The sequence below is a fragment of the Salmonella sp. SAL04162 genome (assembly GCF_046551535.1).
In the GTDB taxonomy this organism is placed as follows: Bacteria; Pseudomonadota; Gammaproteobacteria; order Enterobacterales; family Enterobacteriaceae; genus Salmonella; species Salmonella enterica.
Map to the genome: position 1 here is coordinate 199465 of NZ_JBGDVX010000009.1, position 20081 is coordinate 219545.

The window sequence follows — 20081 nt, forward strand, 5'->3', positions numbered from 1 at the left end:
AGTTAGGAAGAACGCATAATAACGATGGCGATGAAAAAGTTGCTCATAGCGTCGCTGCTGTTCAGCAGCGCCACCGTATACGGTGCTGAAGGGTTCGTAGTGAAGGACATTCATTTCGAAGGCCTGCAGCGAGTCGCCGTTGGTGCGGCTCTCCTCAGTATGCCGGTGCGCACAGGCGACACGGTTAATGATGAAGATATCAGTAACACCATTCGCGCTCTGTTCGCCACCGGCAACTTTGAGGACGTCCGCGTCCTGCGCGATGGTAATACCCTTCTGGTTCAGGTAAAAGAACGTCCGACCATTGCCAGCATCACTTTCTCCGGGAACAAGTCGGTGAAAGATGACATGCTCAAGCAAAACCTCGAAGCGTCTGGCGTACGTGTTGGCGAGTCTCTGGATCGCACCACGCTGTCTGATATCGAAAAAGGTCTGGAAGACTTTTACTATAGCGTAGGTAAATACAGCGCCAGCGTTAAGGCGGTCGTCACGCCGCTGCCGCGCAACCGTGTTGATCTTAAACTGGTGTTCCAGGAGGGCGTATCGGCGAAGATCCAACAGATCAACATCGTCGGTAACCATGCCTTTAGCACCGAAGAACTCATTTCTCATTTCCAGTTGCGTGACGAAGTGCCGTGGTGGAACGTCGTCGGCGATCGTAAATACCAGAAACAGAAGCTGGCGGGCGACCTTGAAACCTTGCGCAGCTACTATCTGGATCGCGGCTACGCGCGTTTCAATATTGACTCCACGCAAGTGAGTCTGACGCCGGATAAGAAAGGGATCTACATCACCGTCAATATCACCGAAGGCGATCAGTACAAGCTTTCCGGGGTTCAGGTAAGCGGTAACCTGGCCGGACATTCCGCTGAAATTGAGAACCTGACGAAAATTGAACCGGGCGAGCTCTATAACGGCACCAAAGTGACCAAAATGGAAGATGACATCAAAAAGCTTCTGGGTCGCTATGGTTACGCCTATCCGCGCGTGCAGTCACAGCCTGAAATTAACGATGCTGACAAAACCGTAAAACTGCGCGTGAACGTCGATGCGGGCAACCGTTTCTACGTGCGTAAGATCCGCTTTGAAGGCAACGATACCTCAAAAGATTCCGTTCTGCGCCGTGAAATGCGCCAGATGGAAGGGGCGTGGCTGGGCAGCGACCTGGTTGACCAGGGTAAAGAGCGTCTGAACCGTCTCGGCTTCTTTGAAACCGTCGACACCGACACGCAGCGCGTTCCGGGTAGCCCGGATCAGGTTGATGTGGTGTACAAGGTGAAAGAGCGTAATACCGGTAGCTTCAACTTCGGTATCGGTTACGGTACAGAAAGCGGCGTGAGCTTCCAGGCCGGCGTTCAGCAGGACAACTGGTTAGGTACCGGTTATTCCGTGGGGATTAACGGCACCAAAAACGACTACCAGACCTACAGCGAACTGTCCGTTACTAACCCATACTTTACCGTTGACGGCGTGAGCCTCGGTGGTCGTATCTTCTATAACGACTTCCAGGCGGACGATGCGGATCTATCCGACTATACCAACAAGAGTTACGGTACGGATGTGACGCTTGGCTTCCCCATCAACGAGTACAACACGTTGCGTGCTGGTTTAGGGTATGTGCATAACTCCCTGTCCAATATGGAACCGCAGGTTGCAATGTGGCGTTATCTGGCATCAATGGGTCAGTATCCGAGTACTAATGATCAGGATAATAGTTTTAGCACTGATGACTTCACCTTTAACTACGGCTGGACCTACAACAAACTAGACCGTGGTTACTTCCCGACGGAAGGTACGCGTATCAACCTGACGGGTAAGGTGACGATTCCGGGATCGGATAACGAATACTATAAAGCGACGTTGGATACCGCGACCTATGTACCGATCGATAACGATCATAAGTGGGTCATTCTGGGCCGTACCCGCTTTGGTTATGGCGATGGTTTAGGCGGTAAAGAAATGCCGTTCTATGAGAACTTCTATGCCGGTGGTTCCAGTACCGTTCGTGGCTTCCAGTCCAATACCATTGGTCCTAAGGCGGTCTATTATCCCTATAACCCTAAAAATTACGATGCTGATGAAGACTACGATTGCGCGACGCAGGACGGCGCAAAAGATATGTGTAAGTCGGATGATGCGGTAGGGGGGAACGCGATGGCGGTCGCCAGCCTGGAATTTATCACGCCGACGCCGTTTATCAGCGAGAAATATGCTAATTCGGTCCGTACTTCTTTCTTCTGGGATATGGGGACCGTCTGGGATACTAACTGGGATTCCAGCCAGTATTCTGGTTATCCGGACTACAGCGATCCGAGCAACATCCGTATGTCCGCGGGTATCGCATTACAATGGATGTCCCCATTGGGGCCGTTGGTCTTCTCCTACGCCCAGCCGTTTAAAAAGTACGATGGAGACAAAGCCGAGCAGTTCCAGTTTAACATTGGTAAAACCTGGTAATTGTTCACTGCAAAGGAATGCATTGGTAGTGTAGCGATGACTTTTGGCGATGCCCCCAGGGATCGCCAGGCCACGCAAAGAGCTGTACCTTCGGGTGCAAATGGGATGGTAAGGAGTTTATTGTGAAAAAGTGGTTATTAGCTGCAGGTCTTGGTTTGGCGATGGTAACGTCCGCACAGGCTGCTGACAAAATTGCAATCGTCAACATGGGTAATCTGTTCCAACAGGTTGCGCAGAAGACGGGTGTATCCAATACACTGGAAAACGAATTTAAAGGCCGTGCGGCTGAACTGCAAAAAATGGAAACTGATCTGCAATCTAAAATGCAGCGTCTGCAATCCATGAAAGCAGGTAGCGATCGTACTAAGCTGGAAAAAGACGTGATGTCTCAGCGCCAGACTTTCGCGCAAAAAGCGCAGGCTTTTGAGAAAGATCGCGCTCGTCGTTCCAACGAAGAACGCAACAAACTGGTGACTCGTATCCAGACTGCAGTGAAAAAAGTGGCTAACGACCAGAGTATAGATCTGGTGGTAGACGCAAACACCGTTGCTTACAACAGCAGCGATGTGAAAGACATCACCGCTGACGTACTGAAACAGGTTAAATAAGTAATGCCTTCAATTCGACTGGCTGACTTAGCAGAACAGTTGGATGCAGAATTACACGGTGATGGCGATATCGTCATCACCGGCGTTGCGTCCATGCAATCTGCAACAACAGGCCACATTACGTTTATGGTAAATCCTAAGTACCGTGAACACTTAGGTTTATGCCAGGCTTCTGCGGTTGTCATGACGCAGGACGATCTTCCTTTTGCTAAGAGCGCGGCGCTGGTAGTTAAAAATCCCTACCTGACCTACGCGCGCATGGCGCAAATTTTAGATACTACGCCGCAGCCCGCGCAGAATATCGCGCCAAGCGCCGTGATTGATGCGACGGCAACGCTGGGTAGCAATGTTTCAGTCGGCGCGAATGCGGTGATTGAATCTGGCGTACAACTGGGCGATAACGTGGTTATCGGCGCAGGCTGTTTCGTCGGAAAAAATAGCAAAATCGGGGCGGGTTCACGCTTGTGGGCGAACGTAACGATTTACCACGACATTCAGATCGGTGAGAATTGCCTGATCCAGTCCAGTACGGTGATCGGCGCGGACGGTTTTGGCTACGCTAACGATCGTGGCAACTGGGTGAAGATCCCACAACTGGGCCGGGTCATTATTGGCGATCGTGTCGAGATCGGCGCCTGTACCACCATTGACCGTGGCGCGTTGGATGATACTGTTATTGGCAATGGCGTGATTATTGATAATCAGTGCCAGATTGCACATAACGTCGTGATTGGCGACAATACGGCAGTTGCCGGTGGCGTCATTATGGCGGGTAGCCTGAAGATTGGCCGTTACTGCATGATTGGCGGCGCCAGCGTGATCAATGGGCATATGGAAATATGCGACAAAGTCACGGTAACTGGCATGGGTATGGTGATGCGTCCCATCACGGAACCGGGCGTCTACTCCTCAGGCATTCCGCTGCAACCCAACAAAGTATGGCGTAAAACTGCTGCACTGGTGATGAACATTGATGATATGAGCAAGCGTCTCAAAGCGATTGAGCGCAAGGTTAATCAACAAGACTAACGTTCCGCCTTGTAGTTGCCATTCTTTTCCGGCCTGTCACATTCATACGATTGCGGCAGGCCGTGTTATTATTGCCTTTTTGTATATTTGGACAGGAAGAGTATTTTGACTACTAACACTCATACTCTGCAGATTGAAGAGATTTTAGAGCTTCTGCCGCACCGTTTTCCGTTTTTACTGGTCGATCGCGTGCTGGACTTTGAAGAAGGTCGTTTTCTGCGTGCGGTGAAAAATGTCTCCGTCAACGAGCCGTTTTTCCAGGGGCATTTCCCGGGCAAACCGATTTTGCCAGGCGTGTTGATTCTGGAAGCGATGGCGCAGGCAACCGGTATTCTGGCGTTTAAAAGCGTTGGTAAACTGGAACCTGGCGAACTGTATTATTTCGCGGGTATTGATGAAGCGCGCTTTAAGCGTCCGGTGGTGCCAGGCGATCAGATGATCATGGAAGTCACTTTCGAGAAAACGCGCCGTGGCCTGACCCGCTTTAAAGGGGTTGCGCTGGTCGACGGTAAAGTTGTGTGCGAAGCAACCATGATGTGTGCTCGTAGCCGGGAGGCCTGATTCGTGATTGATAAATCCGCCTTTATTCATCCTACCGCCATTGTGGAAGACGGCGCTGTAATTGGCGCTAATGCCCACATTGGTCCCTTTTGTATTGTTGGGCCGCAGGTCGAAATTGGTGAGGGAACCGTACTGAAGTCTCATGTGGTCGTGAATGGTCAAACCAAAATCGGCCGCGACAACGAGATTTATCAGTTTGCCTCTATCGGTGAAGTGAACCAGGATCTGAAATATGCGGGTGAGCCGACCCGTGTGGAAATTGGCGATCGTAACCGCATCCGCGAAAGCGTCACCATTCATCGTGGTACAGTGCAGGGCGGTGGGTTGACGAAGGTGGGTAGCGATAACCTGCTGATGATCAATGCGCATGTCGCACATGATTGTACGGTAGGTAATCGCTGTATCCTCGCCAACAACGCCACGCTGGCGGGGCACGTATCAGTCGATGATTTTGCGATCATCGGCGGTATGACGGCAGTTCATCAATTCTGCATTATCGGTGCGCATGTGATGGTCGGCGGCTGCTCCGGCGTGGCGCAGGATGTCCCTCCGTATGTGATTGCGCAGGGTAACCATGCGACGCCGTTCGGGGTAAATATCGAAGGGCTGAAGCGTCGCGGCTTTAGCCGTGAAGGGCTGGTGGCGATTCGTAATGCCTACAAACTGTTGTACCGCAGTGGTAAAACGCTCGACGAAGCGAAGCTGGAAATCGCTGAACTTGCTGAAAAGCATCCGGAAGTGAAGGCGTTTACCGAGTTCTTTGAGCGTTCAACGCGCGGTCCGATTCGTTAATGGCGGCACAGCGTCCTTTAACGATTGCCCTGGTCGCCGGTGAAACGTCCGGCGATATTCTTGGCGCAGGCTTAATTCGTGCGCTGAAAGCGCGCGTACCCAACGCCCGCTTTGTGGGCGTTGCGGGGCCGCGTATGCAGGCCGAAGGGTGTGAAGCCTGGTACGAAATGGAAGAGCTGGCGGTCATGGGCATTGTTGAAGTGCTCGGTCGTTTACGCCGTTTGTTGCATATCCGCGCCGATCTGACCCGTCGTTTTACCGAACTCAAGCCCGATGTCTTTGTCGGGATTGATGCCCCTGATTTCAACATTACCCTCGAAGGTAATCTGAAAAAACAAGGGATTAAGACCATTCATTATGTCAGCCCGTCTGTTTGGGCCTGGCGACAGAAACGCGTTTTCAAAATAGGCAGATCCACCCATATGGTGTTGGCTTTTCTGCCTTTCGAAAAAGCGTTTTACGATAAATTTAACGTCCCGTGCCGCTTTATCGGTCACACCATGGCGGATGCCATGCCGCTGGACCCGGATAAAAATGCGGCGCGCGACGTGCTGGGTATCCCGCATGACGCCCATTGTCTGGCGCTACTGCCTGGCAGCCGTGGCGCGGAAGTGGAAATGCTCAGCGCAGACTTCCTGAAAACCGCACAATTGCTGCGACAGCGCTATCCCGATCTGGAAGTGGTAGTGCCGCTGGTGAACGCGAAACGCCGCGAGCAGTTTGAAAAAATTAAAGCGGAGGTTGCGCCGGATCTCGCCGTTCATTTGCTGGACGGCATGGCGCGCGAGGCGATGATCGCCAGCGACGCGGCTCTGCTGGCCTCAGGCACGGCGGCGCTGGAGTGTATGCTGGCAAAATGCCCGATGGTAGTGGGATATCGTATGAAGCCCTTCACTTTCTGGCTGGCGAAACGTCTGGTGAAAACGGAGTATGTGTCTTTGCCTAACCTGCTGGCGGGAAGAGAATTAGTCAAAGAGCTGTTGCAGGAAGAGTGCGAACCGCAAAAACTCGCCGAAGCGCTGTTGCCGCTACTGGCGAACGGTAAAACCAGCCATGCGATGCACGACACCTTCCGTGAACTGCATCAGCAGATCCGCTGTAATGCCGATGAGCAGGCGGCAGATGCCGTCCTGGAGTTAGCACAATGATCGAATTTGTTTATCCACACACCCATTTAGTGGCGGGTGTGGATGAAGTGGGCCGTGGCCCGCTGGTGGGCGCCGTAGTGACCGCCGCCGTGATCCTCGATCCGGCTCGTCCGATCGTCGGTCTGAATGATTCCAAAAAATTGTCTGAAAAGCGTCGTCTGTCATTGTATGACGAGATTAAAGAAAAGGCGTTAAGCTGGAGTCTGGGACGCGCGGAAGCGCATGAAATTGATGAGCTGAATATTTTGCACGCTACCATGCTCGCCATGCAGCGCGCTGTCGCTGGTCTGCATATTGCGCCAGAATATGTGCTGATCGACGGCAATCGCTGTCCGGCGCTGCCTGTGCCGTCAATGGCCGTGGTGAAAGGAGACAGCCGCGTGGCGGAGATTAGCGCGGCGTCTATTCTGGCGAAAGTCACCCGCGACGCAGAAATGGCGGCGCTGGATATCGTTTTTCCTCAGTATGGCTTTGCGCAGCACAAAGGCTATCCAACCGCTTTTCATCTGGAAAAGTTGGCACAGTATGGCGCGACGGCGCACCACCGACGCAGTTTTGCGCCTGTTAAACGCGCTCTGGGACTTGTGTCCTGATTCTTGTATCGAGAAATCTGAAGATGTCTGAACCACGTTTCGTTCACCTGCGGGTGCACAGCGACTACTCTATGATCGATGGGCTGGCGAAGACCGGGCCGCTGGTGAAAAAGGCGGCCTCATTAGGTATGCCTGCGCTGGCGATCACCGATTTTACCAACCTCTGCGGTCTGGTGAAGTTCTACGGAGCGGGTCATGGCGCGGGCATTAAACCCATCGTCGGGGCGGACTTTAACGTTCACAACGAACTGCTGGGAGATGAGCTGACTCATCTGACGGTACTGGCGGCGAATAATACGGGATACCAGAACCTGACGTTGCTGATCTCGAAAGCGTATCAGCGCGGCTACGGCGCGGCAGGCCCGATTATCGAGCGCGACTGGCTGGTAGAGCTTAAAGAAGGTTTGATCCTGCTTTCCGGCGGGCGCATGGGCGACGTAGGCCGCTGTCTGCTACGCGGCAACCAGGCGCTGGTGGAGGAGTGCGTTGCTTTCTATGAAGCGCATTTTCCCGATCGCTACTTTCTGGAACTGATCCGTACCGGCAGACAGGATGAAGAGACCTATCTCCATGCTGCGGTTGAATTGGCTGAGGCACGTGGTTTGCCGGTTGTCGCGACAAACGATGTCCGTTTTCTTGAAAGCGATGATTTTGACGCCCATGAAATTCGTGTCGCGATCCACGACGGTTTCACGCTTGACGATCCTAAGCGTCCGCGCAATTACTCGCCGCAGCAATATATGCGCAGCATCGATGAGATGTGCGAACTGTTCGCCGATATTCCGGAGGCGCTGGAAAATACGGTGGAGATTGCCAAACGCTGCAACGTAACGGTGCGTCTGGGTGAATATTTCCTGCCGCAGTTCCCGACCGGCGATATGACCACCGAAGATTATCTGGTCAAAAAATCGAAAGAGGGGCTCGAAGAACGTCTGGCTTTCCTGTTTCCGGACGAAGAAGAGCGCAAAAAGCGTCGCCCGGAATATGACGAGCGTCTGGATATTGAACTACAAGTTATCAACCAGATGGGGTTCCCTGGCTACTTCCTCATCGTGATGGAGTTTATCCAGTGGTCAAAAGATAACGGCGTGCCGGTAGGGCCGGGACGTGGCTCCGGGGCCGGTTCGCTGGTGGCCTACGCGCTGAAAATTACCGACCTTGATCCGCTGGAATTTGACCTGCTGTTCGAACGTTTCCTGAACCCGGAACGTGTCTCGATGCCTGACTTCGACGTTGACTTCTGTATGGAGAAACGCGACCAGGTGATTGAGCACGTCGCAGACATGTACGGGCGTGATGCGGTATCGCAAATTATCACCTTCGGTACGATGGCGGCGAAAGCCGTTATCCGCGATGTGGGCCGAGTGCTGGGGCATCCGTACGGTTTTGTCGATCGTATCTCGAAGCTGGTGCCGCCCGATCCGGGCATGACGCTGGCAAAAGCCTTTGAAGCGGAACCGCAACTGCCGGAAATTTACGAGGCGGATGAAGAGGTCAGAGCGCTGATCGATATGGCGCGTAAGCTTGAAGGCGTCACGCGTAACGCCGGTAAACACGCTGGCGGCGTGGTCATCGCGCCGACCAAAATTACCGACTTTGCGCCGCTGTACTGCGATGAAGAGGGCAAGCATCCGGTTACCCAGTTTGATAAAAGCGACGTGGAATATGCCGGGCTGGTGAAGTTCGACTTCCTCGGCTTGCGTACGCTGACTATCATCAACTGGGCGCTGGAGATGATCAACAAGCGGCGGGCGAAGAATGGCGAGCCGCCGCTGGATATCGCCGCCATTCCGCTGGACGATAAAAAAAGCTTCGACATGCTGCAGCGCTCGGAAACCACGGCGGTCTTCCAGCTTGAATCGCGCGGCATGAAAGATCTGATCAAACGTCTGCAGCCGGACTGCTTTGAAGATATGATCGCACTGGTGGCCCTGTTCCGTCCCGGCCCGTTGCAGTCAGGGATGGTAGATAACTTTATCGACCGTAAGCACGGTCGTGAAGAACTCTCTTACCCGGACGTTCAGTGGCAGCATGAAAGCCTGAAGCCGGTACTGGAGCCGACTTACGGCATCATTCTGTATCAGGAACAGGTGATGCAGATTGCCCAGGTACTTTCCGGGTATACTCTCGGCGGCGCGGATATGCTGCGTCGTGCGATGGGTAAGAAAAAGCCGGAAGAGATGGCCAAACAGCGTTCCGTTTTTGAAGAGGGCGCGAAAAAGAACGGTATCGACGGCGAACTGGCGATGAAAATCTTTGACCTGGTGGAGAAATTCGCCGGTTACGGGTTTAACAAATCGCACTCCGCCGCTTATGCGCTGGTTTCTTATCAGACGCTATGGCTAAAGGCGCACTATCCGGCTGAATTTATGGCGGCGGTGATGACTGCCGATATGGACAACACCGAGAAGGTCGTCGGCCTGGTGGACGAGTGCTGGCGGATGGGACTGAAAATTCTGCCGCCGGATATTAACTCCGGATTGTACCATTTCCACGTTAACGATGAGGGCGAGATCGTCTACGGCATCGGCGCGATCAAAGGCGTCGGCGAAGGGCCGATCGAAGCGATCATCGACGCGCGTAATCAGGGCGGCTATTTCCGCGAACTGTTTGATCTGTGCGCGCGGACCGACACCAAAAAGCTCAACCGCCGGGTGCTGGAAAAGCTGATCATGTCCGGGGCGTTCGACCGCCTGGGGCCGCACCGCGCCGCGCTGATGAACTCATTGGGCGATGCGCTGAAAGCCGCCGACCAGCACGCCAAAGCGGAAGCTATCGGTCAGGCGGATATGTTCGGCGTACTGGCGGAAGAGCCGGAGCAAATCGAGCAATCCTATGCCAGCTGCCAGCCGTGGCCGGAGCAGGTGGTGTTAGATGGGGAACGTGAAACGTTGGGGCTGTACCTGACGGGCCACCCTATCAATCAGTATTTAAAAGAAATTGAGCGCTATGTCGGCGGGGTAAGGCTCAAAGACATGCATCCGACAGAACGTGGTAAAGTCACCACGGCTGCGGGGCTCGTGATTGCCGCAAGGGTTATGGTCACCAAGCGCGGCAATCGTATCGGCATCTGTACGCTGGATGACCGTTCCGGGCGTCTGGAAGTGATGTTATTTACCGACGCGCTGGATAAATACCAGCAGTTGCTGGAAAAAGACCGCATACTTATCGTCAGCGGACAGGTCAGCTTTGATGACTTCAGCGGGGGGCTTAAAATGACCGCCCGCGAAGTGATGGATATTGACGAAGCTCGCGAAAAATACGCTCGCGGGCTTGCTATCTCGCTGACGGACAGGCAAATTGATGACCAGCTTTTAAACCGACTCCGTCAGTCTCTGGAACCCCACCGCTCGGGGACCATTCCAGTACATCTCTACTATCAGAGGGCGGATGCGCGTGCGCGGCTGCGTTTTGGCGCAACGTGGCGTGTCTCTCCGAGCGATCGTTTACTTAACGATCTGCGTGGCCTCATTGGTTCGGAGCAGGTGGAACTGGAGTTTGACTAATACAGGAATACTATGAGTCTGAATTTCCTTGATTTTGAACAGCCGATAGCAGAGCTGGAAGCGAAAATCGATTCTCTGACTGCGGTAAGCCGCCAGGATGAGAAACTGGATATTAATATCGATGAAGAAGTCCATCGCCTGCGCGAAAAAAGCGTAGAACTGACGCGCAAAATCTTCGCCGATCTCGGCGCATGGCAGGTAGCCCAACTGGCGCGCCATCCGCAGCGTCCGTACACCCTGGATTATGTCCGTCTGGCGTTTGATGAGTTTGATGAGCTGGCGGGCGATCGCGCCTATGCGGATGACAAAGCCATCGTCGGCGGTATCGCGCGTCTGGAAGGGCGACCGGTGATGATCATTGGTCATCAGAAGGGTCGTGAAACCAAAGAAAAAATTCGTCGTAACTTTGGCATGCCTGCGCCGGAAGGCTACCGCAAAGCGCTGCGCCTGATGGAAATGGCTGAACGCTTCAACATGCCGATTATCACCTTCATCGACACCCCGGGCGCTTACCCTGGCGTGGGCGCGGAAGAGCGTGGTCAGTCTGAAGCTATCGCCCGCAACCTGCGTGAGATGTCTCGTCTGAACGTACCGGTCATCTGCACCGTGATTGGCGAAGGCGGCTCCGGCGGCGCATTGGCGATTGGCGTGGGTGATAAAGTGAATATGCTGCAATACAGCACCTATTCCGTTATCTCCCCGGAAGGTTGCGCCTCTATTTTGTGGAAGAGCGCCGACAAAGCGCCATTGGCTGCTGAAGCGATGGGTATCATCGCGCCGCGTCTGAAAGAGCTGAAGCTAATCGATTCCATCATTCCGGAGCCGCTGGGCGGCGCGCACCGTAATCCGGAAGCGATGGCGGCGTCGCTAAAAGCGCAGCTGCTGGAAGATTTAGCCGATCTCGATGTGTTAAGCACCGATGATTTAAAAAACCGTCGTTACCAGCGTTTGATGAGCTACGGTTACGCCTAATCATTTACCTCATTTTCCCAGGAGGCCGGATAATCCGGCCTCTTTTTTTTGGACGAGGAAAAATGAGACGCCGATGAGTTGATGTGATTAAACGCAACAGCATGTTCTCCCTGACACTGTAGCAACTGCCAGGCGTGTGGCCAGGGCAGGCAGTGAACTACCCTTCAAGGAGAAAATTATGGGATTGCAAAAAACACTGGCGCTCAGCGCCGTGGCGGCAGGAATCATGTTGAGCTTATCCGGTGCGCAGGCCGCGCCGCTGCTTAGCAGTAGTGAGCCAATGACCATCAACGCCAGCGATCTGGCGGCGAAAGAGAAAGCGCTGACGGATTTTCCGTTAATGGAGGCAGTGAAATCCTCTATCCAGACGTTGGATAACAGCGCGGTCGAACAAATCGAACCGGGGCGCGCCGCTAATCCGGCAAACGTAAAACGCGTTGAAAGTATTCTGAAAGAGGCCGACTGGGATTATCTGTTCCCGATGCGCGCGCCGGAATACACTTACTCTAACTTACTGAAAGCGATAGGTAAATTCCCGGCGGTTTGTGGTACCTACACCGATGGACGCGATAGCGACGCTATCTGCCGTAAAACCCTGGCTACTATGTTTGCGCATTTTGCCCAGGAGACGGGCGGTCACGAAAGCTGGCGTGACATTCCGGAATGGCGTCAGGCGCTGGTCTATCTGCGCGAAGTCGGCTGGACAGAAGGGCAGAAAGGCGGCTACAACGGCGAATGTAACCCGGATGTATGGCAGGGCCAGACCTGGCCGTGCGGTAAAGATAAGGACGGCGATTTCCTCAGCTATTTTGGTCGCGGGGCAAAACAGCTTTCTTATAACTACAACTATGGGCCTTTCTCTGACGCGATGTATGGCGACGTTCGCCCTCTGCTGGATAAACCCGAGCTGGTGGCGGATACCTGGATGAACCTGGCGAGCGCCGTCTTCTTCTTTGTGTATCCGCAGCCGCCGAAGCCGTCTATGCTACATGTGATTGACGGTACCTGGCAGCCAAACGATCGCGATAAAGCAAACGGCCTGGTATCAGGTTTCGGCGTCACCATTCAAATCATCAATGGCGGCGTGGAGTGCGGCGGCGCAGATGAGAATGCGCAGTCGCTTAACCGTATCGCCTACTACAAAGAGTTTGCCAACTACCTGAAAGTGCCGGTGCCGGCGGACGAAGTGTTGGGCTGTAAAAAGATGAAGCAGTTCGATGAAGGCGGCGCTGGCGCGTTACCGATCTATTGGGAACAAGACTGGGGCTGGAGCGCCGATACTGCGGACGGTAAAACCTATTCCTGCCAGTTAGTGGGATATCAGACGCCGTATACCGCCTTTAAAGAGGGCGACTACACGAAATGTGTACAGCATTATTTCAACGTTAATGTCGTCGATGATAACGGAACCACTGAACCGGATGTCACGCCAACTCCGGCGCCAGTGACGGATGAAAACGTGGCGCCCGTCGCGCGCATTGCCGGGCCGGTCGGGGCGGTGGAAGCTGGTAGCCCGGTTTCACTCAGCGCGGAAGGATCGACCGACGCGAATGGCGACAAGCTCACCTATACCTGGATGTCGCAGGATGGCAAAACGCTGAGCGGCCAGGATAAAGCCGTTGTGATTTTCAACGCGCCGGATGTCACTCAGAACACCCAGTATGTGGTGAATCTGACTGTTAGCGACGGTACGCTCTCCAGCACTGCGGTTTATACGCTGAATGTGAAAGCGAAGGCCGCCGCTGCGGATGACGAAGATAAGACCACCAGCTACCCTGCCTGGAGCAGCAGCCAGAAATGGAATCCGGGCGACATCGTCAACAATAATGGCGCATTGTACCAGTGCAAACCGTTCCCGGAAGGCTCATGGTGTAATGTTGCGCCTGCCTACTATGAGCCCGGCGTAGGGATTGCCTGGGCCGATGCATGGAACGCATTGTAATAAGATAAATCCTGTCGGTGCTTTGCATCGGCAGGATTGTTACTATGCTTATCTCAGGTTTTTTCAGGAGAAAGCATGAACATCATCGCCATTATGGGGCCGCACGGGGTTTATTATAAAGATGAACCCATCAAGGAGCTTGAGCGTGCATTACAATCCCTGGGATTTCAAATTATCTGGCCGCAAAATAGCGTTGACTTGTTGAAGTTTATTGAACATAACCCGCGCATCTGCGGCGTTATTTTTGACTGGGATGAATACAGTCTCGACCTTTGTAGCGAAATCAACCAGCTAAATGAATACCTTCCTCTCTACGCCTTTATCAATACCAACTCCACGCTGGACGTTAGCGTTCACGATATGCGCATGGCGCTGTGGTTTTTTGAGTATGCATTGGGGCTGGCTGAAGATATCGCGACACGCATTCATCAATATACAAACGAATATCTCGATAATATTACGCCGCCGTTTACCAAAGCGCTGTTTACCTACGCCAAAGAAGGAAAATATACCTTTTGTACGCCGGGTCATATGGCGGGAACGGCGTATCAGAAAAGCCCGCCAGGCTGTCTGTTTTATGACTTTTTTGGCGGCAATACCTTAAAGGCCGATGTGTCGATTTCGGTGACTGAACTGGGATCGCTGCTGGATCACACCGGGCCGCATCTGGAAGCGGAAGAGTATATCGCCCGTACTTTTGGCGCCGAGCAGAGTTATATGGTGACGAACGGTACGTCGACCTCGAATAAAATTGTCGGTATGTATGCCGCGCCTGCGGGAAGTACGCTACTTATTGATCGTAATTGCCATAAATCGCTGGCGCATTTGCTGATGATGAGCGATGTGGTGCCTCTCTGGTTGAAGCCGACGCGCAATGCGCTCGGTATTCTCGGCGGTATTCCTAAGCGTGAATTTACCCGCGACAGCATTGCGCGTAAGGTGGCGGAAACCGCGCAGGCGCAATGGCCGGTTCATGCGGTTATCACCAATTCTACTTACGATGGTCTGCTGTATAACACTAACTGGATCAAGCAGATGCTGGACGTTCCCTCGATCCATTTTGATTCCGCCTGGGTACCCTATACCCATTTCCATCCGATCTACCAGGGGAAAAGCGGGATGAGCGGCGATCGGGTGCCCGGAAAAGTGATTTTCGAAACGCAATCCACCCATAAAATGCTGGCGGCTTTTTCGCAGGCGTCGCTTATTCATATCAAAGGGGAATATGACGAAGAGACGTTTAACGAAGCGTTTATGATGCACACTTCCACATCGCCGAGCTATCCCATTGTCGCCTCTATCGAGACCGCGGCGGCGATGCTGCGCGGCAATCCAGGGAAAAGATTGATTAATCGTTCGGTGGAGCGGGCGCTCCATTTTCGTAAAGAGGTACAGCGGTTACGTGAAGAGTCCGATAGCTGGTTCTTTGATATCTGGCAGCCGGAAGAGGTTGATGAGGCCGAATGCTGGCCGGTCACGCCGGGAGAAACCTGGCATGGCTTCACCGATGCTGATGACGATCATATGTTTCTCGATCCGGTTAAGGTGACAATCCTGACGCCGGGGATGGATGAACAGGGCAACATGAGCGAAGAGGGGATACCCGCCGCGCTGGTGGCGAAGTTCCTCGATGAGCGAGGCGTAGTGGTGGAAAAAACCGGGCCGTATAATCTGCTGTTTTTGTTCAGCATAGGGATTGATAAGACCCGTGCGATGGGGCTGCTGCGCGGGCTGACGGAATTTAAACGGGCCTACGATCTTAACCTGCGCGTTAAAAATATGTTGCCGGATCTGTATGCGGAAGATCCGGATTTTTATCGCAATATGCGCATTCAGGATCTGGCGCAGGGGATCCATAAACTGATCCGCCAGCACGATCTTCCGGGGCTGATGCTGCGGGCGTTCGAGGTTTTACCGGAGATGATCATGACCCCGCACCAGGCCTGGCAGCGTCAGATCAAAGGCGAGGTGGAAACCGTGGCGCTCGATCAACTGCCAGGGCGCGTTTCCGCGAATATGATCCTGCCTTATCCGCCAGGCGTTCCGCTGTTGATGCCCGGCGAGAGGATCACGCAACAGAGTCGGGCCGTGCTCGATTTTCTGCTGATGCTCTGCTCGATTGGCCAGCATTATCCCGGTTTTGAAACGGATATTCACGGCGCGAAACGGAATGAAGACGGGGTGTACCAGGTACGAGTCTTAAAACACGCCTGTTAGCTTGCCTGACGGGAATGTGACGAGTAACGTACTGATAATCAATAAAGGAGACGCTATGCTGGGATTAAAACAGGTTCATCACATCGCGATCATTGCGACAGACTATGCGGTGAGCAAGGCGTTTTACTGCGATATTCTGGGGTTCGATCTGCTAAGCGAAGTCTGGCGGGAAGAGCGTGACTCGTGGAAGGGCGATTTGGCGCTAAACGGGCAGTATGTAATTGAGCTTTTCTCTTTTCCCTTCCCTCCGGCGCGTCCAAGCCGACCTGAAGCCTGCGGCCTGCGCCATCTGGCTTTCAGCGTGGAAAATGTGGAAAACGCCGTTGCGCATCTGGAAAAGCATCAGGTTAAGTGCGAACCGATACGCATCGATCCGTATACCGGGAAGCGCTTTACTTTTTTCAACGATCCGGACGGTTTACCGCTTGAGCTGTATGAGCAGTAAGGCTTGTCATTAAGACGCTCGCCAGGTAACGTTGCCGGGCTAAGTCACTATAAGCATGGATCATGACCACTCTCACGTTGAATACCTCGTTACTCTCTTCTCGCCGTATTCTGGCTGCCTTTAGCGGCGGCCTGGATTCTACGGTGCTTCTGCATCAACTGGTGTTGTGGCGAGAACGCCATCCTCACGTCACGCTGCGTGCTATCCATATTCATCACGGTTTAAGCCCTCATGCTGATAGCTGGGTGCGGCATTGCGAAACCGTATGCGAACGCTGGCAGGTTCCGCTGGTAGTGGAGCGGGTGACGCTGGCGGATAATGGCCTGGGTATCGAGGCCCATGCGCGTGAAGCGCGCTACCGGGCGTTCGCACAGACGCTATTGCCTGGCGAAGTGCTGGCAACCGCGCAGCACCTTGACGATCAATGTGAAACATTCCTGCTGGCGTTAAAGCGCGGCAGCGGTCCGGCCGGACTTTCCGCGATGGGAGAACGCTCGCCTTTTGCCGGAACTCTGCTTCTTCGCCCGCTGTTGAGAGAAACGCGGAAGACGCTGGAACAGTGGGCTGTGCGGCATGGCTTATGCTGGATCGAAGATGAAAGCAATCAGGATGACGCCTACGATCGCAATTTTTTACGCCTGCGCGCGCTTCCGCTGTTGCAGCAGCGCTGGCCGCATTTTCCTGCGGCGGTAGCCCGTAGCGCGACGCTCTGCGCCGAGCAAGAAAGGCTGCTGGACGAACTTCTGGCCGGCGATCTTACGGACTGTATCACGGCGGAGGGAACATTGCGGCTCTCTCCATTAATGTCGATGAGCGATGTCCGGCGGGCGGCGATTTTGCGTCGCTGGCTGGCGATGCGTAATGCGCCGATGCCCTCTCGCGACGCGCTGGAACGTATCTGGCAGGAGGTGGCGCTGGCGCGCGACGATGCCTCTCCCTGTTTACGCTTTGGCGATCACGAGATTCGCCGTTATCAGTCGCAACTGTGGTGGATTAAATCCGTGGCCGGACAACACGAAACGACGGTCGCCTGGCCCTTTTGGCAAACACCGCTGGCGCTGCCTGCCGGCTTAGGGACGGTACAGCTCGTTCCTGGCGGCGAACTGCGCCGACCGCGAGAGGAAGAATCCGTCAGCATTCGGTTTAAGGCGCCAGGGTTGCTACACATTGTGGGACGTCACGGTGGACGTAAATTAAAGAAAATCTGGCAGGAGCAGGGGATCCCGCCCTGGCGACGAGACACCACGCCGCTGTTGTTTTACGGCGAAACGCTGATTGCGGCTGCGGGTGTTTTTGTGACGCGTGAGGGAGCAGCAGAAGATAAAGAAGGGGTGAGTCTGGTTTGGCATGCCTGATGGCGCTGCGCTTATCAGGCCTACGTATCGCATGGAACGTAGGCCGGATAAGGTGCTTGCACCACCATCCGGCAACAAAATACTCAGGATTCGCTAACTACCACGGTACCAATTTCCGGGTGGCTGAAACTGGCGATTTTATCGAGACGAAGTTCACAAGACTCGCCGGAAACCTCGGCAAGCAGATACTCTACGTTTTTACGTAAGATCAAATCGTTCGCTTTTGCCTGCAAAACCTCGCCATCTTTTAACGTTAGCGTCAGTATTAAATGATGCATGCAGGCAAGCTCAAGACTATCGTAGTCATCGCAATTAATGGGTTGATACGTTTCATTCATTGACATAATCGCTCACCAGTAAGTTCGCGGCAGCATAAGCTGCCTTTTCCCTGACCGACTCTGAAAGGGCGCTATCTGCCGCCACTTCATTAAGCACTTTCAATACACAACCCAGCGCATCCGGGACATACCCTAAGTCTCCGCTGGCGATTTCCGCATACCGCTTGCGTACTAACTCACAATATTTTTCCACATGCCCTCCTGTCAGCATTCTGACTTAACCGTGGATGCAAGTCTAAGCCTACGAAGTTAAATCTTGTTTAGCAAGGTGACTATACCATACTCATTTGCGCAATATCAGCGCCTGACGCGAGTGGGTAAAAGATTCGTTAACAGCCTTTTAGCGCGGTTTTCGCTACAATGGGCGCCTGATTCGAAAGGAGTTTTCTCATGGCGCTTAAAGCGACAATTTATAAAGCCGTCGTCAATGTGGCTGACCTTGATCGCAACCGGTTTCTGGATGCGGCATTGACGCTGGCGCGTCACCCTTCTGAAACGCAGGAGCGCATGATGCTGCGCCTGTTGGCATGGATAAAATATGCTGATGAACGGTTGCAGTTTACACGCGGGCTCAGCGCGGAAGATGAGCCGGAGGCCTGGCTGCGCAACGATCATCTGGGCATCGATCTCTGGATAGAGCTGGGGCTGCCGGATGAGCGCCGTATTAAGAAAGCCTGTACTCAGGCGAGCGACGTCGCGCTCTTTGCTTATAACTCCCGGGCGGCGCAAATCTGGTGGCAGCAGCATCAAAGCAAGTGCGCGCAGTTCGCTAACCTGTCCGTCTGGTATCTGGATGACGGGCAACTGGCGCAACTCAGTGAATTTGCCGATCGTACCATGACGCTACAGGCGACGATTCAGGACGGCGCAATCTGGCTTTCTGATGCTCGGAATAATCTGGAAATACAGCTAACCGCCTGGCAACAGCCCTCATGATTGCCATCTCCCGGACGGTCTCCATAGCCGATAATGAGCTGGAAATTACGGCCATTCGCGCGCAGGGCGCGGGTGGTCAGCACGTAAATAAGACCTCTAGCGCGATTCATTTGCGCTTTGACATTCGGGCCTCTGGCCTGCCAGAGTATTATAAACAGCGTTTGCTGACGGCCAGCCACCATCTGATAAGTGATGATGGCGTCATTATCATTAAGGCGCAGGAGTTCCGGAGCCAGGAGCTCAACCGGGAAGCGGCTATCGCCAGGCTGGTTGCCGTCATAAAAGAATTAACCGCGGAGCAGAAAAGCCGTCGCGCAACCCGTCCGACGCGTGCCTCGAAAGAGCGCCGCTTGTCCTCAAAGGCGCAAAAATCTTCTGTAAAGGCGCTTCGCGGCAAAGTTCGTCGTCCACTGGATTGACGGGCAGGAATAGCAATTTCATAAGGATTTTATGGTGAGAACAGCAATATTGTCAGTAGCGGCAGCCTGTACGCTATTTGCATTGATAGGGTGTAATAACCGTGCGGAAGTTGACGCCCTGCAACCTGCGCAGGCGGCGGAATTAAAACCCATGCAGCAAAGCTGGCGCGGCGTGCTGCCCTGTGCGGATTGTGAAGGTATTGAAACGTCACTGTTTCTGGAAAAAGACGGCACATGGGTGATGAACGAGCGCTATCAGGGCGTGCGCGAAGAACCTTCCTCTTTTGCGTCATACGGTACCTGGGCGCGGACGGCGGATAAACTGGTGTTAACCGACAGCAATGGCGAGAAATCGTATTATCGCGCGAAAGGCAATGCGCTGGAGATGCTCGACAGAGAAGGCAATCCGGTGGCTTCGCAGCTTAATTATACTCTTGTGCCTGTTACCGCCAGCCTGCCGGTAACGCCAATGCCGTTGCGTGGTATGTATGTATACAGGGCCGATGCGGCGACCTTTACCGATTGTGCGACCGGAAAACGGCTGCCGGTCGCCAGTAACGCCCAGCTTGAGCGCGGCTATCTGACGGCGAAAGGTGAAGCGGAAAAACCGGTGCTGCTGACGGTAGAAGGGCATTTTGTGTTTGCCGCGAACCCGGACACGGGCGAGCCGGTAAAAATGCTAATAGCCGATAAAAACGCGAAGTTTGCGCCGGGTAAAGATTGCACTCACTAATAAAAGGCCTCGCAGGATGCGAGGCCTTTA

The 20081-nt window shown here is 53.8% G+C and carries 18 protein-coding genes; 16 read left to right on the forward strand and 2 right to left on the reverse strand.

From position 1 onward, the window contains the following. The first annotated feature begins 24 nt into the window (after positions 1–24). The 13 genes from bamA (at position 25) to tilS (ending at position 17625) form a co-directional block, all read left to right on the forward strand. The gene (gene bamA, locus ACLJRH_RS18340) at positions 25–2457 is read left to right on the forward strand and encodes an outer membrane protein assembly factor BamA (protein ID WP_001240936.1); all 2433 of its coding nucleotides are present in this window, start codon (positions 25–27) and stop codon (positions 2455–2457) included. A gap of 122 nt (positions 2458–2579) precedes the next feature. Then, entirely contained in the window at positions 2580–3065 is a 486-nt protein-coding gene (gene skp / locus ACLJRH_RS18345) for a molecular chaperone Skp (protein WP_000758966.1), read from the forward strand. A gap of 3 nt (positions 3066–3068) precedes the next feature. Then, the gene (gene lpxD / locus ACLJRH_RS18350) at positions 3069–4094 is read left to right on the forward strand and encodes a UDP-3-O-(3-hydroxymyristoyl)glucosamine N-acyltransferase (RefSeq protein ID WP_001139265.1); all 1026 of its coding nucleotides are present in this window, start codon (positions 3069–3071) and stop codon (positions 4092–4094) included. Positions 4095–4199: 105 nt separating this feature from the next. Further along, the gene (gene fabZ, locus ACLJRH_RS18355; protein ID WP_000210741.1) at positions 4200–4655 is read left to right on the forward strand and encodes a 3-hydroxyacyl-ACP dehydratase FabZ; all 456 of its coding nucleotides are present in this window, start codon (positions 4200–4202) and stop codon (positions 4653–4655) included. A 3-nt stretch (positions 4656–4658) separates the two neighbouring features. Beyond that, positions 4659–5447 carry an acyl-ACP--UDP-N-acetylglucosamine O-acyltransferase gene (gene lpxA, locus ACLJRH_RS18360; RefSeq protein WP_000565950.1) on the forward strand — a complete coding sequence of 263 codons (789 nt, stop codon included), beginning with the start codon at positions 4659–4661 and terminating at the stop codon, positions 5445–5447. Further along, complete coding sequence (lpxB, locus tag ACLJRH_RS18365) at positions 5447–6595, forward strand: lipid-A-disaccharide synthase (protein ID WP_000741216.1); 1149 nt, start codon at positions 5447–5449, stop codon at positions 6593–6595. Before lpxA ends, lpxB begins: the two co-directional genes overlap by 1 nt. Beyond that, a complete protein-coding gene (gene rnhB, locus ACLJRH_RS18370; protein WP_000569411.1) occupies positions 6592–7188 on the forward strand; it encodes a ribonuclease HII in 597 nt (198 codons plus the stop codon). The genes lpxB and rnhB overlap by 4 nt, the downstream gene beginning before the upstream one ends. A gap of 23 nt (positions 7189–7211) precedes the next feature. Further along, positions 7212–10694 carry a DNA polymerase III subunit alpha gene (gene dnaE / locus ACLJRH_RS18375; RefSeq protein WP_023207369.1) on the forward strand — a complete coding sequence of 1161 codons (3483 nt, stop codon included), beginning with the start codon at positions 7212–7214 and terminating at the stop codon, positions 10692–10694. Between the two features lie 12 nt (positions 10695–10706). Further along, the gene (gene accA, locus ACLJRH_RS18380; RefSeq protein WP_000055753.1) at positions 10707–11666 is read left to right on the forward strand and encodes an acetyl-CoA carboxylase carboxyl transferase subunit alpha; all 960 of its coding nucleotides are present in this window, start codon (positions 10707–10709) and stop codon (positions 11664–11666) included. A 178-nt stretch (positions 11667–11844) separates the two neighbouring features. Next, positions 11845–13608, forward strand: a complete 1764-nt coding sequence (locus tag ACLJRH_RS18385; protein WP_023137351.1) for a chitinase — start codon at positions 11845–11847, stop codon at positions 13606–13608. Between the two features lie 75 nt (positions 13609–13683). After that, complete coding sequence (ldcC, locus tag ACLJRH_RS18390; RefSeq protein WP_001021044.1) at positions 13684–15825, forward strand: lysine decarboxylase LdcC; 2142 nt, start codon at positions 13684–13686, stop codon at positions 15823–15825. Positions 15826–15880: 55 nt separating this feature from the next. Continuing rightward, on the forward strand, positions 15881–16270 hold the full coding sequence (locus tag ACLJRH_RS18395) for a VOC family protein (RefSeq protein WP_000901088.1): 390 nt from the start codon (positions 15881–15883) through the stop codon (positions 16268–16270). A 62-nt stretch (positions 16271–16332) separates the two neighbouring features. After that, positions 16333–17625 (forward strand): tRNA lysidine(34) synthetase TilS, encoded by a 1293-nt coding sequence (gene tilS, locus ACLJRH_RS18400; RefSeq protein ID WP_023137348.1) that lies wholly within the window; start codon positions 16333–16335, stop codon positions 17623–17625. Positions 17626–17708: 83 nt separating this feature from the next. Here tilS and rof read toward each other — a convergent pair whose 3' ends face one another. Then, on the reverse strand, positions 17709–17969 hold the full coding sequence (rof, locus tag ACLJRH_RS18405) for a Rho-binding antiterminator (protein ID WP_000062330.1): 261 nt from the start codon (positions 17967–17969) through the stop codon (positions 17709–17711). Then, positions 17956–18156, reverse strand: coding sequence for a YaeP family protein (locus ACLJRH_RS18410; protein ID WP_001518678.1), 201 nt, complete (start codon positions 18154–18156; stop codon positions 17956–17958). Before ACLJRH_RS18410 ends, rof begins: the two co-directional genes overlap by 14 nt. A 197-nt stretch (positions 18157–18353) precedes the next feature. On the opposite strand from ACLJRH_RS18410, the gene ACLJRH_RS18415 reads away from it, so the two are divergent. Genes ACLJRH_RS18415 through nlpE form a run of 3 tightly spaced genes read left to right on the forward strand, consistent with a single transcriptional unit; the run spans position 18354 to position 20051 of the window. Then, positions 18354–18899, forward strand: coding sequence for a YaeQ family protein (locus ACLJRH_RS18415; protein ID WP_001185319.1), 546 nt, complete (start codon positions 18354–18356; stop codon positions 18897–18899). After that, positions 18896–19318, forward strand: coding sequence for an alternative ribosome rescue aminoacyl-tRNA hydrolase ArfB (gene arfB / locus ACLJRH_RS18420; RefSeq protein ID WP_000560527.1), 423 nt, complete (start codon positions 18896–18898; stop codon positions 19316–19318). Before ACLJRH_RS18415 ends, arfB begins: the two co-directional genes overlap by 4 nt. A gap of 31 nt (positions 19319–19349) precedes the next feature. Further along, positions 19350–20051, forward strand: a complete 702-nt coding sequence (gene nlpE, locus ACLJRH_RS18425) for an envelope stress response activation lipoprotein NlpE (protein ID WP_000252576.1) — start codon at positions 19350–19352, stop codon at positions 20049–20051. Positions 20052–20081 lie beyond the last annotated feature (30 nt).